Raw genomic sequence first — 14,135 nt, 5'->3', positions numbered from 1 at the left:
CCTGGGAGGCTTGGTGATGGGCTTCGTGAGTGGCGTGCTGGTGGCTGTCGTGCTGGTGAGGGTCGTGGTGGTCATGAGTTGGCCTGCTGAGTGCTGTGGTCGGTGATGAGCTGGAGTGCTGCGGGCTGGTTTCGCAGTTCCTGCAGGGCTGTTCCGGCGGTTCCGCGCGAGACTTCGGCGAGCTTCATCAGCTCGTCCACGGTCGGCAGGCGCCCGGCGTGGATCTGGAAGCGGCGGGCCTCCGCGCGCGCCCGGTCTTTCTTCGGCGACGACACCGGCGCGGTTGAACGCTCCGGCTTCACCGGCTCCGCCGCGTCCGCGCCGGACGGCTCTGGCTGTACGGTTCCCGGCTCGTCGGCTGTACGTTCACCTGCCGCCGCGCCGCTGGACGCGTCCGACCCGGGCGACTGAAAAGGACCCGGTTGAACATCCGGGGCCTGAACGGCCGGACGCTGAACGGACGTCGCCGCGACGACCGGCGCGGCCGGTCGGGCAGTCGACGGATGCTCCGGAGCGTCCGGGAGAGTGCCGCCGGAAGCGGCGTCCGCCGTCCCGGCTGGACGGTCGGTGGCGAGCATGAACAGCAGGTGCGCCACGATCGCCGCCGCGATCGCGGGCCACGCCCCCACCCCGAACCGCAGCAGCCCGTCCGCCGCCGAGGCGGTCCCGGCGGTGCGGGCGACCCCGCCGGCGAGATACACCGCCTGCGCGAGCCCGGACAGCCCGGCCGCCAGGATCACCACGCCCCACGCGTAGCGGCGTCCCTGCTTGGGCAGCCGCGAGGTCGCCGCGTAGGCGACGATCGCGAGCCCGTCGGTGATCAACGGGTAGATCCACGCGATCTGCCACGGCACCCCGGACGCCACGGCCACCTCGAACAAGCCGTGCGCCGTCGCCGCCGCCGCGCCGAGCGCGACCAGCAGCCCCGCGACGAACACCGCCGTCGTCGCGCGCTGCGGCCCCGCCGCGCTCGTGGTCGTGTCGTTCGTGCTCATCGTCCGTCCCACTCGTCGTCCCAGTCGTCACAGCAGTCGTCGTCGCTGGCATCGGCCCAGTAGCCGCACGACTCTTCGTCCTCGTCGTCCGGCCAGCGGCCGAGGGCGGCTTCCGCGTCGTCCACGGCGCGGCCGGACTCGGCGACCGCCCGGCCCAGCCCGCCAGGCGCCTCGTCGGTCTCGCCGTCCTCGTCCTCGTCGTCGTCGCCGGGCCAGCGCGGCAGCTGGGCTTCCAGGTGCTCATGCAGATCGGTGGCGGCGTCGACGACGACCGTCATCGCCTCGCCGAACACGGCCGACTCCCGCTCCTCGCGGGCCAGGGCTCGACGCTCGGCGGTGTCGGCCACCGCCAGCCGGGCCGCCGTGGCGCGGTCCATACCGCAACGGGCGAGCCGTTCGAACCGGCCGACGACCTCGCCCTCGACCCGGTCCTCCCCCGTCGGCGGGGCGAGCCCGGGTGTGTGCCAGGCCAGGGCCTCCTCGGCCTCGGTGCGGATCTCGCCGTAGCCGGGCAGTTCGTCGGCGCGCGGCGTGAGGCCCCGGTAGTCCTCGCCGTCCTCGACCGCCGCCGTCGCGGCAGCGACCGCGTCGAGTTCGGCCTCGTCTTCGGCGGCCCCGTCGCGACAGCGCTGCACGAATCCCGCGATCGCGTGCACCGCGACCGGGTCGCCCGCCGCCGCGACCGCGGCGGCCTCGCCCGACGACATGCCCTCGGCGCGCAGCGACAGGAACTGGCCGATCGCGGCCTGGGCGGCGACCTCGGCCAGCACCCCAGCGCGGGCCCGTTCCGGTTCCTCCCACGCCAGCTCGATCCGTGCCCAGTACCGGGCGACGGCATCGGACACCCCGGGCACGTCCGAAGCTCCGGCCCACGGCCGCGTGTCCGCGGTCCCGGCGGCGCGGGCGGCGTCGCAGCCGTCGATCCCGGCTTCCACCAGCGGGGCGACGATGGCGCGGCGGGCCCCGGTTTCCCGGATCCCCGCCAGCTCCATGCCGTCGGGCAGGACCGTGCCGTCGGCGAACGAGACCGGGACCGGCGTGGCGAACAGGCCCTGCGCCCGCCCGTCGCCGCGCCAGCCCGCGATGTCCTCGCGGTAGTCGGCGACCGCCAGCTCGGGCCCCGTCCCGGCGGCGACCTTGTCGACCAATGCGTCGAACCGGGCCTGGATCTCCAGCGCCGGACCGGTCTGCCGGTGCTGCTGCCGCATCGCGACCGCGGCGTAGGTGTCCGCCGCGACCGTCCGCGCCAGGTCGCGGGGGACCCCCGCCGCGGACAACCGCCGGAACAGGGCGGCCGGCCAGAGCCAGCGCTGCCCGGTCGCGGCGTGCTCGCCCTCGGCCGCGACGAGCCCGTTGTCGTAGTCGTTGAGCACGTCTTCCGCGGCCTGGGCGAAGTCCCGGAACTCCGGCTGTCCGGTGCGCGAGGTCAGATCGTCGATCACGTCCGCTCGCCCCCGTCGCAGTCCCGGTCGCAGTCGGCGGCCTCGGCGCAGGCGTCGTCGCTGTTCCACCGGGCGCACCGCTCGGCCCGCGCGGCGTCCTCGTTCACCGTCTGCGCGCGGTTGACGGCGTCTTCGGCCTCGGCCAGCGACCGGTCGCACTCGCGCACCGCGTCGCCCAGCGGCAGCGGTTCCGGTGCCGCGAGCACCTCGTCGATCCGGCCCAGCACGCTGTCCACATCGGACGCTGCCTGTGCCGGGACCGGCTGCCCGGCACGAGCGCGGCGGCCGGGTTCGGCGTCGCGCGCGACGGCCTGTCCGACGCCCGCCGGATGCGCGACGCGTTCCGCGGCGGCCTGGGCGGCGATCTGATCGGGCGTCAGCCCGTCGAGCCGGTCCTGTGCGGCGGAGACGCGGTCCCAGAAGGGCGCGGCGTCGTCGTGTTCCTGTTCGCTGCAGGTCGGGCAGTTCTGGACGGAGATCTGGCAGCCGCTCGTGTGGGCATCGATCTCGGCGGCTTGGTCGAGGATCCGCTGGGCCTGCGCGGCGGTCAGGCTGTCCGCGGCGTCGCGCCGCTCCGCCTCGTGCGCCCGCAGTTCTTCCTCGTACACCCGTGCCCGTTCCGCACTCAAGAACTCCTGCACCGCAGCGGGCAACTGTCGATATTCGAGCGAGTGAAGCTCGCTCGTGTCGAGGCCGACCTGTGCGAGGGACTCTTCCGTGACCGGGCCGTCCGCGAGCCGCGCCAGCCGTGCTTGCACGTCCTCGAGGTAGACACGCTCGCCGTCGACCACCGGCCCGAGATCGGCGCTGTCGGCGGGGGTCAGGGTTCGGGCGATCCAGCTGCCCGGTTCCGGGTCGCGTTCGGGCACCGGAGACGCGGCGGGCGGGTTCGTTCGCCAGTCGGCGTCGTTCACGTCGGGTTCGCCGACGATGCGGTCCGCCGCGCGGGCGGCCACCTGGTGCGGGTTGACGACGACCACTTCGTCCCGGTCGGTGTCGACCAGGATCACGGCGTCCGGGTCCTGATCGGCCAGCCGCGAGGTCGCCGCGGCGACCTCGACCTCCCAGAAATCGGTCCTGCTCGGGTCGTACTCGCTGCAGGTGGCGCACTCCCCCGCCAGCGTCGTGCACGTGTCGATGTGGCCGCGCAGCCGCTCGGCGCGCAGGAGCGTGTCCCGGGCCTCCGCCTCGGTCATCAACCCGCGCAGATCGTGGTCGGCCTCAGGGGCGCTCGCGGCCTCTGACCTGAACGGGTCGCGCTGCCCGGTCGCGGTCAGGTTGCGGGCGATCCAGCTGCCCGGCTCCGGTTCCCGCTCGGGCACCGTGTCCGCCCGGTCCGCGACGGCGAAGTTTCCGGCGAGGATGTCCTCGAGGCTGTAGTCGGCCAGCCGGGCACGCGCGTTGCCGACCTGGTGGTCCCAGAACCCGTCCGCGTCGAGAATGTTCACGCTGCAGGTCGGGCAGTGCTCCTCGCCCAGGCTGCACGTCTCGAGGTGTCGGCTGAGTTCTTCGGCGCGCACCACGATGTCGCGTGCCTGCTCGACCGTCATCGGCTCGACGTCGTCGACGTCGTCGGGTTCGCCGATCGGGTCGGCGAGGCCGTGCAGTTCCAGTTGGTGCTGGAATTCGGCGCGCTCGTGGGCGTCTTCGGCGTCGAGGTCGAACACCGGTTCCTCGTCGCCGAGGTGCTCGTGCAGGCTCGGCCACGCCATCGCCAGCAGGCCCGGCTCGGCGCGGTAGAAGTCCGCTTCGGACACTCCCGCCCGGGCGCATTCCTCCTTGACCGCCCTCCGGTAGGCGCCCATCCCGGCCCCGTCCCGGTTCGCCTGCTCCAGCGCCGCGGTGGCGGCGTCGTCGATCCGTTTCGCGATCTCCGGCCGGATCACCGACCGCCGGGCCGCCCGCTCGGCCGCGACCCTGCGCGCGGTGTCCGGGTCGTTTCCCGCCCCGCGCAGGATTTCCTCTTGTTCCCGCGCGATCCGGGCGCGGACCGCCGGCCGCTCGGCCGGAGCCAGGTAGGGCGAACCGTGGGTGCCGCGGTTGCGGCGGAATCTGTCGAGGATGCTCATCGCCGGACACCTCCGTTGCGGCGGCGCGCGGCCTCGGCGGCACGCGCCTCAGTGATCAGCTGCTGGTCGGGTTCGGGCGCGGTGCTCTCGCGGTCTTCGCCCCACCACAGAGCGATCGGGGCGAGCGCGAGCCCGGCGGGCACGGGCGCGGCGGGCCGGTGGTGCTCGCCGTCGGCCAGGTGGGCTTCCAGCGAGCAGTTCGCGGTCGCGTTTTTGATCCGTTTCACCGCGCCGGGCCGGTAGCGGTCGTGCCAGTCCGCCGCCCGGCCCACGGTGGCGTCCTTGTCGACGTAGGCCGCGAGCCACGAGCGCATCAGGCACACCAGTTCCTCGACCACGTCCGGGTGCCACCACCAGCACTCCGGCAGCGCCGCCGCCGCGTCGCGGTAGCGCAGGAACACCCGGCGCAGCCAGACCGACAGGTCCTCCAGCGTCTCCTGCGCGGCCTCGGCCGGATCGCCGACGACGTCCTCGCCGTCGTCCAGGTCCAGCCACGACAACGGCCGGGTCTTCCCGCCGTCGCCGTCGGGATTCGCTTGCTCGGCAAGGGTTTTCACGACCTTCGCCAGCTTGCTCACCTGCTCCGGCAGCGGCGCGACCTCGTCGTGCAAGACGCGCACCTGCTCCGGCAGCGGAGACACCGCTTCCACCGCCATCCGCAGCGCTTCGACTTCGCGGGCCAGGCCCGCGACCGCACGCATCGTCTCCTCCGGACCCTGCACGGGGCCGGTGCCGTTGTTGTCGATCGTGCTCATCGGGGTTCGCCTCCCGTCTCGGTTCGGGGAGCGGCCTGCAGGACGTTCCAGACCAGCCCGAACGGCTCGCCCGGTCGCGCCATCGCTTCGTGCACGAACTCGGCCTCGCCGACCGGACGGCGCTCCAGACGGCGCAGGGCGTCCCGGCGCTCGTCGACCCGGCCCCGGGCGTAGCCGCGGGCCCGCGCCTCGCGCTGCATCTGCCGGATCACGCTGCGGGACAACGTGACCTGCTCGATCCCGTCCTGCTCACCGTTCATCGCGCACCGGCCTCGACACCGGCAAGCAGGTACGCCTGCGCCATCCACGAGCGCGCCATGTCCAGGTGGCGACCATGGTCAGCCCCGTAGTTCGGGCTGTGGACCGCGGCCAGCACGTGCGCGACGCACCGCAGGACCACGTCGTCGGACACGGCCCGCCCGCCCTGCTGGACCGCGCGCGTCAATCCGAACAGGACTGCAGCCGGAACGGTCATGCGCTCCGGCACCGTCGTCACGTCGCCGGTGGCGGACCGCAGCATCGTCGCGTGCAGCTCGACCAGCGCGGCCTCCGTGCTGTCGAAACCCGCCAGCCACGACCGCAGCTCGCACGCGTCGGACTCGACACGCATGCCGCGCCACCCGACGGACCAGCCGTCGATCTCGTCGATCGTGTGCTGCCGGAAGTTCTGGACCAGGGTCTTGGTGTCGGGGTAGATCGCGGTGTTCATCGGGGTACCTCCACGAGGTCGAAAAGGGTGTGCAGTTCGCGCCAGTCGGCGTGGTGCCGGCCGTCGGCGGTGCGGTAGCTGTCGGCGTGGTTCTCGGGCTGCCAGCGGCGGCCCATCTGGTCGCGGACCACCGGCCGGTCGGCCGGGGTAGCGGCGAGCCACACCCGCGGAGCGGTGGCGGTGGTCATCGGCCGGTCCTCTCGCGTCGTTCGCGGGCGATGCGTTCGTTTTCGCGGGTGACGTGGTCGTGGATCTCCCACGGGGCTTTGGGCGCGGGCACGGCTCAGCACTCCTCGCCGGCCGGGTGGAGCCCGTCCGGGTCGTGGTGGTCGGGCAGGAAGGCGCTGAGCACGACCACGACGGATCCGCCGTCCCGTGCGGCTAGCGAGCCCACTGCGCGCAACGCCGCCGACTCCGGCCGGGCGGAGCGGGGGTTCGTGCTCAGGGCGAGGAACTCCACCCACTGGGCGAACCGCTCCCGGGCCTGGTCTTCCGTCAGGACCCGGCCGTATTCGTTGATCCGCCCGTACAGGCCGCCGAGATCGGTCAGCGTCCACGTCACCGGATCCAGCCCGGCAGCCGCGGCTCGGGACAGCACGATGGCGAGTGCCGCGTGCGCCCGCAGCTGCCAGGTCCGCCGTTCGGCATCGGTCGCCGGGGCGAACAGGTCGTCCGGGTTCGTCGGGTTCACAGCGACACCCCCGGGAACTCGGCGGTGTCGGACCAGTCCAGTTCCGCTGTTTCCTGTCCCGCGCGGACGATCTGGTGGGTCTGGCCGATGAAGTCGGCGACGTCGTCGCGGCGGAAGACCGCCGCGGCGGCTCCGTCCGGAGTGGACAAGCCCAGCACGACCAGGTCGCCGCGGACGGTGACCGTCACGTCCCCGGGCTTGCCTCCGGCCTGCCCGTAGATCAAGGCGTCGCAGAACAGGTCGCGAGCCAGCACCCACTCCGCCCCCGGCCGGACAGCGTCGAACCCGAGCGTGACCGCGTAGGGGTCGTCCCGCCGGTAGCTGGCAGCGATGGTCGTGTTCCCGGACTCCAGCAACACCGGCAACTGGATGGTGATCGCGTCCATCACTCGCCCTCCCCCGGCTCGGCGGGAGCAGCGTCAACACGCAGCGCGTCGGCGCGCACCATCGGCTCGGCGTGGTCCTGCTCCGAGACCCGCACCCGCGCCGCCCTGCGCGCCTGCCGGCGGGCCTCAGCGCGAGCGTCGAACCAGGCATCGACCCGCTCCAGCCACGGCTCAACCCGGTCGGCCAGTGCGTCCACGAAGGCGCCCACCCGGATCGCGAACTCGTCGCGGCGGTCTTGCCACCGCTCAATACGGGCGGCGTGGCGCTCAGCGAACTCGCTCCAGCGCTCCTGACGCTCGACGGCCTTAACGTCGGCGCGCTTCCACGCCATCTGCAGTTTCCCGATCGCCGCCGGCATGCCCTGCCGGATGACCACCGCATGCAGCTTGGGCAGCTGCGAGATCTGCCCCGGCGTGAGCACCGGAACCCGCTGCGGAGTCCGGCCGGTCACATGCCCGTCAGCGTCCTCGTTCTCGACCTTCTCGTGCCGATCCGCGGTCAGCAGCGAATACGCCTGCAGGTCGTCCGGGTCCTTCTGGTTCGACAGCACCAGCAATGTCGCCGAGTTCGTCATGATCGTCGCGCACCCGGTCGCACCCCACCGCTCGATGAGCTGTGCACGGGACTGGGCTCCGATGTGGATGGTGATGTTGCGCCCGCCCATGTCCGCGGTCCACTTCGGCAACGGCACCGGCGACACCAGCGCCGCCTCGTCCAGGACCAGCGTCAACGCCGGATCCAGCCGCCCGCCCGGCGACTCGGACGCGACCCGACGGGCCTCCCGGGCGATGTGCGAGGTCAACGCCGCGACCAGTGGAGCGGTGTGGCCCTCGTCTGCGCCGAGCATGTACACCGTGCCCCGGTCTGCCAGCAGCTGCTCGACATCGAAACTGCCGCCCGGTGCCGCCGCAGCCGACGCGTTCGGATCGGTCAGCCAGCCCAGCGCGGGCATGATCGTCGTTGTGATCGACGACCGGGTCCGGTCGTTCGTCGTCAGGAACTGCTGTGCGGCCTTCTCGAACGCCGGTTCCGGCGAACGGCGCAGCAGCCGCAGCACCTCGTCCGCGGCCTCTTCCGGATCGGAGACCCAGCTGAGGACGTCCCGCATCGTCAGCTCGCCCAGCGCCGCCGCGTGCAGCAACGCGGCCAGCGCACGACGGGCTTGCGACACCCAGTGCTCGCGTTCCTCGCCCGCACCGCTGTCGGGCAGCAAGTCGCTCCCGCGGTGAGTCGCGGTCACCGGGTTGTCGCACCCGGCCAGCGGGTCGAACGTGATCGTCGATTCCAGCTTGCCGAGTCCGCTCGGGTTGAACACGTACGTCGGCCCCCGCTGCGACCGCAGCTTCTCCGTCAGGTCGATGAGATCCGTTCGCGTCGAGGTTGCGATCACCGCGCCCGGCGCGTCCAGGATCCGGCACGTCAACTCTCCGGTCTTGCCCGAGCGCGGGCCGCCGAACCGCAACGTCACGTCCTCCACAGGGGACCAGATCCGCTGCCGACCCACCCGCACGACCGCGGTCGCGTACTCCGTCACCGGAACCCGCCAGCGGCTCCACCACATCGCCCGGCGCAACGACGGCTTCAACACCTTCGCCTTGCGCTTCATCGCGAACTTCGACGCCACCCGGAAGATCTGCCACCGCGACGCCGTCCCGCCGTTGCGCCGCGAACGCCGCGACCACCGACCGATCAACCCCCGCGACCCGCCGCGCGCCTGCACCGCCATCACTCCGGCGACCACCAGCACCGGCACCCCGGCCAAACCCCACGGCCACACGTCATAACCCGGCGTGGCGTCCGGAGCCTCGATCGCGAACCACACCGTCACGACCGCCAGACCAGCGAGCCCGACCATCAACCGCGCCACATTGCCACGCGTCAGCTCCACCAGCCGGAACAACGCCACCACAGCGCCCGCGACCACGAACCACGGCCACACCACGGCGACCTTCATGTGCCAGTCCGCCATCGCCGCGCCCAAGAAAATCAACACACCCGCCACCACGGCGGCAAAGAACGTGCGCATCAGGCAGCACCCCCAGCCGAAGCCCCCCACACGTCCTCAGCCCCGCGACCAATTCGGGTTGCGGCCGCAGAGGCGCATGCGTCGAGGTACTCCTCGATGGCCTTACCGGGAATTCGTACGGCGCCTTTCCCTGTGCCCAGGCGGATTGCCTTCAGCGCGCCAGACTCCACTGCGCGGTAGATCGTCGCGACAGAGACGTCGAGCTCGTCAGCGACCGTTCGGACCCGGTACAGCCGGGTAGCCTCAACCTGCATCGTTACTCCCAGGGTTTCGATGTGCGCCCCGGTCGGTGTTGCAGCACCGGCCGGGGTCTCTTGCTGTTGAACGGAAACTGCGGAGGCATCCGCAGAACTTGAGAATACAGACAGCTTAGACGTCTTAGACGTCATAGACAACCTAGTTTGGCCAACTTCGCCGTCTTGGCTGGCTTTGCTCCTAGACTCGCGGCTATGGACGGCATCGACTTGAGCGATCCGCGCGCCGGCTACCTGCGCGTCGCGGACGGGATTCGCAGGCAGATCGAGGCGGGCGACCTCTCGCCCGGAGACCAACTGCCGACTCAGCGCGAGCTGGCCGCCGAATACGGCGTGGGCACGGAGACAGTCAAGCGGGCACTTGAGCAGCTGCGCTCGGCACAGCTGGTCGTCTCCCACCAGGGAAAGGGCTCGTTTGTCGGACAGGGCCCCGCTACCGCCTCTCCCAAGAGCGACGAGTTTGGTCAGTTCGTAAGCGAACTCACCGAACTCCGCGCAGAAGTGGCCGAGCTCAGGCAGCGGCTGGATCGCATCGAGTCGCGCGGGCTTTGAGTCCCTTCCTCGTCGTGCGTCGCAGAAGTTCCGGACGTAGCTGTGCCTCCTCGGTACCGCAGCAGTACCCGGAGGATCGGCGACCGCTTGGTATCGCTGGTTTCGCATGAGCTCAGCTTTGAACCGGTTTGCGGGAACGCCCGGGAAAAACTTTCCCGGTACGTTCGAGAGGCAACGGGGAGGGTGATGGCATGCGAGGAATGACGGAGAACCTGACCATCGGCGAGCGCGTTGCGTGGTACCGCCGACGCCGCGGCATGTCACAGGAAGCGCTCGCCGGGCTCGTCGGTCGCACCGGAGAATGGCTCCGCAAGGCGGAAAACAACCGCGCAGAGCTGGATCGACTTTCTGTGATCCGTCGTTTAGCCGACGCGCTCGACGTTGCGCTAGGAGACCTGATCGGTGAGCCAGCGCTCCTCGACTGGACACCAGACAGCGGAACATCAACCGTGCCGGCGCTCCGCGCCGCTCTGATGGACTACCGCCAGCTCACGCCGATCCTGAGCGCAACGTCCGATGACGCCGAACCTCCAAGCCTCGACGCTCTAGCCTCAGAGCTTCGATCGGTGTTCGACGCTTATCAAAACTCTCGGTTCGGATTCGCAGCTGGCAGAGCACCGCTCCTCCTGGCCGACGCGCTACTCGCTGCCCGCCAGTACGAAGGAGACCAACGAATTCGTGCGCATGAACTGCTGGCCCTGAGCTACCAAGCTGGGGCGTCAGTTCTCACCAAGCTCGGCGAGTCGGATCTCGCCTGGATGGCCGCCGAGCGCGGCCTGGCGGCAGCGCAGCAGTCGGACAATCACGCGATCACTGGCTCGCTGTTCCGATCGGTAGCGTTCGCTCTTCTTTCTACCGGTCGACACGAGCCAGCAATGCGTCTGACGGAGGCGGGAGCTGCATATCTTGAGCCGCACGTCGGCACCGGAGACGGCGAGGTGCTTTCCGCCTACGGGACGCTCTTCCTTGCCGGTTCGATGGCCGCAGCCAGGTCCGACGACCGAACCACAACCAGGAGCTATCTCGCCGAGGCAGACGACGCCGCACGTCGGCTCGGCACGGATAGCAACTACCTATGGACGGCGTTCGGACCAACCAACGTCGCCATACACCGCGTCAACACTGCGATGGAGCTGGGCGATATCCAGGTCGCGCTCGACCTCGGACCAACGCTCGACACGAGCGCGCTGCCAGCCGAGCGCCAGGTTCGGCACTTGCTGGATGTCGCCCGCGCGTACAACAGCTCCGGACGGGCCGATATGGCATTGAGTACCGTGCTCGACGCGGAACGCAAGGCTCCCGACCAGGTGAGGCACCACTACCTGAGCCGCCAGCTCGTACTGAACTGGGTCCGCAACGCGCCCGGTAAGCCGTCCTTCGAGCTAGACCAGCTCGCCCGCAGGATGCGGGTCGTAGGGTAGGGATCATGAGCGATCCAACCGAGAAGTTCGCAACGCCCCGGGTCGCCGCCGGGGCGTTGTTCGTTGATGGCGACCGTGTGCTGCTAGTCCGCAAGACGTACGGCAACCGCTGGGACATCCCGGGCGGTTACGTCGACCGCGGCGAATCGCCTGCAGGTGCCTGCCAGCGGGAGCTTCGCGAGGAACTCAGTCTCGACCGCGCGCCTGTCCATCTCCTCGTCCAGGACTGGGCTCCGAACGAGAAGGAAGGCGACAAGCTGCTGTACGTCTTCGACTGCGGCCCGCTCGGGGACGACGAACACCGGATAACCCTTGACGGGCAGGAACTCGACCACTGGGAGTGGGTGCCCGTCTCGAAGCTTGACGACTATCTAATCCCGAGGCTCGCCCGACGACTGTCACAGGCATTCAAGGCGCATAAGTCGAGTACGACGGTCTACCTCGAACACGGCGAGCCCGCGCTCGGCGCGCCCACCGAGTGAGGACTGCCCGCCTGAGCCGTCTCAGTTTCCGTCTCAGTTCGTGCTGTTTCCAAGCTTCGCGAGGGTTGCTCATATCGCGCTGACCAGCACGTAAGCAACTTCGGGTGACCTAACAACCCGGCAAACCAGGTCTTTGGGAGCGGAGGGTCGCAGGTTCAAATCCTGTCATCCCGACCGAGAGGGGCTGGACCTGCGGGTTCTGCCCCTTTTTCGTGCCGTCCGACGCGGCGCGGGAGCTGGCGTGGCGCTCAGTGACCCTCCTATTTGAGGACTTTCACCTGCGCACCCGAGCCCTGGTCCCCGCTCCGGTGCCCTGACAGGCGTTGATCGACGAGTGGGCCATGTCACTCGAGGCGGAGAACAAGAGCCCGCGCACGGTCCGCTGCTACAACAACTACCGGGCGCTGAGCGCCTGGTTCACCCACGATGATCTTCGCCTGCACGGTGGGGGGTTCGGACTGGCAGCAAGGGGCATCCGCAGGACCACCCGTCACCGCTCACGCAGAACAATTCGCCGAGTTGACGAAGCGATCCGGCACGCCAGTGGACGCGCGTGGCAGCGGTTCGACGCGGAACAGCCGGGCCGGGCGGTTGTGCGGTCACCGCCGAGCGCCTGCGCCGCAAGCCCGCGCATTCGGCCACAGGCCCGGAACTGCCCGCCGACACACCGTCGACTGCGCAACGTCGCTCGTCTGCAAAGTGAGAATTGGCCCTGGCGCGCGACCTTGTGCACACCAGGGCCTCCGTCCCGAAGCCTGCTTCTCGAGACTGGCTACGTCGCCTTGACTCGGCCGTCGATTATCGAAAACGGAACAATTCGAAGGGCACCTATTACCCCGATCGGGATCCATGCCCACCGAAAATCTCCGGCAATGAGACCCCATGCGACGAACCCGAGCATGCCAAGGGCCAGACCCGACCACGTAATCCATAGCTTGACGGGGTCTTTAATGACTCTCGCGCCAGACACCTGGTCAGGTTCCGGTTTCAGTGGTGCAGAGCGCTGCCCGCTTGCCATTGCGTCCAGTTGAGTTCCCAGTCCCCGTAGGTGTCGTAGATCGGCAACGGCCCGCCAGGCGTGTTGACCGCCTCCACGACGTCGCCGAGGCCGAACTCGTTGAAGAAGATCTGCGCGTTCTGCGGGTTCAGGTTGATGCATCCGTGCGACACGTTGGTGCTGCCTTGCGCCCCGACGCTCGCCGGGTTCTCGTGCACGAACTCTCCGTCGTTCGAGATCCGTTCTGCCCAGAACTCGGTCGACTTGTACGCCTTCGGCGAAGGCGGGCAGACCCCGTAGGTGCACGAGTCCATGACGACTTGTTGCTGTTTGTCGGAAATGACGTGCGGACCGCTGTGGGTCGGGGTGGCGTCCTTACCCATGCTGATCGGCATCGTGCCGACGACCGCGCCGTTGTGCACGATTTGCATCTGATCGGTCGCACCGTCCGCTTTCGCGATCCAGGAGTCGTGGATGTGGTAAGTAGCCGACCGGTCCGTTTTGCCGTACACGCCCGAGCCCAAATTGACGCCGTACAGCTTCGCGTCCAGCTTCACGGTGGTGCCAGGCTGCCAATAGGACGGCGGCCGGTAGTGCAGGGTCCGGTCGTCGATCCAGTGCCAGCTACCTGGCTGCGAGGGCGTCGTGGTGACCGTGAGCGCGTTTTCGGCCGCGGCGCGGTCGGTGACCTTGTGGTCGAAGGACACCCCGATGATCTGGCCGACGCCGAAGGTCAGTCCGGGCGCGGGCGGCGCCGGGGTCAACGCCGGGAACGCCTGCGCGGCCGGGCTCACGGTCGTCAGGGTGCTTTGCTGCGTCACGGTCTTGCCGTCCGTGCCGGTGGCGTCCGCGACCACGCGGTAGCTGGCCCCGTACGCGAGGTCTTCGGTGGAGGTCCATTTCGCCCCGTCCGGCGACAAGGCGCCAGCGACCGTGTTGCCCTTGCTCGCGTTCGTCACCGTGACGGTGGTGAGCTTCCCGTGCACCGCTTGCACGACGACCGGGGTCGTCGGGTTGATCCCGGAACCCGGCGAAGGCGAGATGCTCACCTGCGCGACCGGCCGCGGAGCCGGCGCGCCTCCCGCCGGTCCCGCCGACGGAGAGCTCGACGTCGAGCAGGCAGTGAGCGACAGGGCCACCGCGACGATCGCGCCGACCGCCAATCTTTTCGTCCCGAAGATCCGCCGGGCGGTCTCGCGCGCCAGAGACTGTTGTCCACCTCGTGCCATACGACAAGAGACTACCGCCGACCACAGCCGGGACGCCGTGACATTGCTCCCCGCTGGACAGGCCAGGGTGCAGTGAGACACGTTCGACGATCGCCGGGTCGGCAGCTGATGCATGACCGCGCGCGA

At 69.9% G+C, this 14,135-nt stretch carries 15 protein-coding genes; 3 read left to right on the top strand and 12 right to left on the bottom strand.

Going from position 1 to position 14,135, the window contains the following annotated elements; genetic code table 11:
• Positions 1-71: 71 nt before the first annotated feature.
• The 11 genes from ATK30_RS02770 to ATK30_RS02720 form a co-directional block, all read right to left on the bottom strand.
• Positions 72-995, bottom strand: coding sequence for a DUF2637 domain-containing protein (locus ATK30_RS02770; protein ID WP_101434158.1), 924 nt, complete (start codon positions 993-995; stop codon positions 72-74).
• Positions 992-2,437, bottom strand: coding sequence for a hypothetical protein (locus ATK30_RS02765; RefSeq protein ID WP_101434157.1), 1,446 nt, complete (start codon positions 2,435-2,437; stop codon positions 992-994). The genes ATK30_RS02770 and ATK30_RS02765 overlap by 4 nt, the downstream gene beginning before the upstream one ends.
• Entirely contained in the window at positions 2,434-4,506 is a 2,073-nt protein-coding gene (locus ATK30_RS02760; protein ID WP_101434156.1) for a hypothetical protein, read from the bottom strand. The genes ATK30_RS02765 and ATK30_RS02760 overlap by 4 nt, the downstream gene beginning before the upstream one ends.
• Positions 4,503-5,261, bottom strand: a complete 759-nt coding sequence (locus ATK30_RS02755; protein ID WP_101434155.1) for a hypothetical protein — start codon at positions 5,259-5,261, stop codon at positions 4,503-4,505. Before ATK30_RS02755 ends, ATK30_RS02760 begins: the two co-directional genes overlap by 4 nt.
• Positions 5,258-5,521, bottom strand: a complete 264-nt coding sequence (locus ATK30_RS02750) for a hypothetical protein (protein WP_101434154.1) — start codon at positions 5,519-5,521, stop codon at positions 5,258-5,260. The genes ATK30_RS02755 and ATK30_RS02750 overlap by 4 nt, the downstream gene beginning before the upstream one ends.
• On the bottom strand, positions 5,518-5,970 hold the full coding sequence (locus ATK30_RS02745; RefSeq protein WP_101434153.1) for a hypothetical protein: 453 nt from the start codon (positions 5,968-5,970) through the stop codon (positions 5,518-5,520). Before ATK30_RS02745 ends, ATK30_RS02750 begins: the two co-directional genes overlap by 4 nt.
• Positions 5,967-6,158: a hypothetical protein gene (locus ATK30_RS02740; RefSeq protein ID WP_101434152.1), complete on the bottom strand. Its 192-nt coding sequence runs from the start codon at positions 6,156-6,158 to the stop codon at positions 5,967-5,969. The genes ATK30_RS02745 and ATK30_RS02740 overlap by 4 nt, the downstream gene beginning before the upstream one ends.
• A gap of 95 nt (positions 6,159-6,253) precedes the next feature.
• Positions 6,254-6,661 (bottom strand): hypothetical protein, encoded by a 408-nt coding sequence (locus tag ATK30_RS02735; RefSeq protein ID WP_101434151.1) that lies wholly within the window; start codon positions 6,659-6,661, stop codon positions 6,254-6,256.
• The gene (locus tag ATK30_RS02730; RefSeq protein WP_101434150.1) at positions 6,658-7,047 is read right to left on the bottom strand and encodes an SsgA family sporulation/cell division regulator; all 390 of its coding nucleotides are present in this window, start codon (positions 7,045-7,047) and stop codon (positions 6,658-6,660) included. Before ATK30_RS02730 ends, ATK30_RS02735 begins: the two co-directional genes overlap by 4 nt.
• The gene (locus ATK30_RS02725) at positions 7,047-9,074 is read right to left on the bottom strand and encodes a type IV secretory system conjugative DNA transfer family protein (RefSeq protein WP_101434149.1); all 2,028 of its coding nucleotides are present in this window, start codon (positions 9,072-9,074) and stop codon (positions 7,047-7,049) included. The genes ATK30_RS02730 and ATK30_RS02725 overlap by 1 nt, the downstream gene beginning before the upstream one ends.
• The gene (locus tag ATK30_RS02720; RefSeq protein ID WP_244194506.1) at positions 9,074-9,328 is read right to left on the bottom strand and encodes a helix-turn-helix transcriptional regulator; all 255 of its coding nucleotides are present in this window, start codon (positions 9,326-9,328) and stop codon (positions 9,074-9,076) included. Before ATK30_RS02720 ends, ATK30_RS02725 begins: the two co-directional genes overlap by 1 nt.
• 195 nt (positions 9,329-9,523) lie before the next feature.
• Between ATK30_RS02720 and ATK30_RS02715 the strand changes: the two genes are divergently transcribed.
• The 3 genes from ATK30_RS02715 to ATK30_RS02705 all read left to right on the top strand — a co-directional run bounded on the left by ATK30_RS02715 (position 9,524) and on the right by ATK30_RS02705 (position 11,783).
• Entirely contained in the window at positions 9,524-9,880 is a 357-nt protein-coding gene (locus tag ATK30_RS02715; RefSeq protein WP_101434148.1) for a GntR family transcriptional regulator, read from the top strand.
• 200 nt (positions 9,881-10,080) lie between these two features.
• Positions 10,081-11,301 (top strand): helix-turn-helix domain-containing protein, encoded by a 1,221-nt coding sequence (locus tag ATK30_RS02710; protein WP_101434147.1) that lies wholly within the window; start codon positions 10,081-10,083, stop codon positions 11,299-11,301.
• Between the two features lie 5 nt (positions 11,302-11,306).
• A complete protein-coding gene (locus ATK30_RS02705) occupies positions 11,307-11,783 on the top strand; it encodes an NUDIX domain-containing protein (RefSeq protein ID WP_101434146.1) in 477 nt (158 codons plus the stop codon).
• A gap of 987 nt (positions 11,784-12,770) precedes the next feature.
• Here the strand turns inward: ATK30_RS02705 and ATK30_RS02700 are convergent.
• The gene (locus ATK30_RS02700; protein ID WP_101434145.1) at positions 12,771-14,009 is read right to left on the bottom strand and encodes a L,D-transpeptidase; all 1,239 of its coding nucleotides are present in this window, start codon (positions 14,007-14,009) and stop codon (positions 12,771-12,773) included.
• Positions 14,010-14,135 lie beyond the last annotated feature (126 nt).

The organism is Amycolatopsis echigonensis, from assembly GCF_002846615.1.
GTDB lineage: Bacteria > Actinomycetota > Actinomycetes > Mycobacteriales > Pseudonocardiaceae > Amycolatopsis > Amycolatopsis echigonensis.
The sequence above is the reverse complement of the archived record's forward strand: the minus strand, read 5'-3'. Positions and strand labels throughout refer to the sequence as shown.